This is a genomic window from Aeromicrobium sp. PFPM2_SD2 (genome assembly GCF_057364525.1).
In genome coordinates, this window is sequence record NZ_JBNFNZ010000716.1 from 1 (window position 1) to 755 (window position 755).

Annotated in this window: 1 protein-coding gene; it reads right to left on the reverse strand. The window is 47.8% G+C overall.

Going from position 1 to position 755, the window contains the following annotated elements; all coding sequences use genetic code 11:
• On the reverse strand, positions 1 to 711 hold a 711-nt coding region (locus AC2W7G_RS17665; RefSeq protein ID WP_485869579.1), incomplete at its 3' end, for a hypothetical protein.
• Between the last annotated feature and the right edge of the window lie 44 nt (positions 712 to 755).

Genomic DNA, 755 nt, shown 5'->3' on the forward strand with positions numbered 1-755 from the left:
CCCAATGGCGCTAACCTCAGCAGACACCAGACCGAATGGGTTACTATACCCTAGAACTTTTGATGCGTCGAACCCTAGGCCACCAGCATACTCAACACCATACTCACCATTCTCATCGGCTATCAGGTTACCGTGAACCAGAGAGTTACCACCCAGCTTGTAACCAGACTTTGTGGCACCCCTTGAGAATCCGTTACCCAGTGACACGTTAACAGAGGAAGGGTCTACGCTGATTCCGCCAGATGTATTAGAACACTGGTGCTCCCCGATGTTAACACCAACGCAGCGACCATCAATCACTAGCGAATAGTAGTTACCATATACATTCATAGCCACGTAGTTCCCAATACGCAAGTTGCTGATATAACCAGTATTTTCATTTGAGGGAATGAGCCCCCATGATGCGTTGTAGACCTGAAGAGAACCTATCTCCACGTTATCGATGTTAACCCCATCGTGAGCGTCGTAGATGCCACCCATAGTAACATCTGTAAACTTAGAGTTATCACGAAGCCCTACCTTAAGTCTTCCGATGTAGATATCAGCAGCCGTTGCAGCAGAGTCAGACTTAATGATAAACGCATCGCCTCTTTGTCCGTAACAGTGGGCGTCCATCACATCTAAGTTAGTACCCTTAAGGGTCAGACCGTGGTAGCCGCCAATCAGTTCTACCTTTCCAACATAAGCTCCGTCAAGAATCTCAAGAAGCAAGCTGTGAGTTCCTGGGTAGTTTGGACCAGTGAGGTTTGTATGGC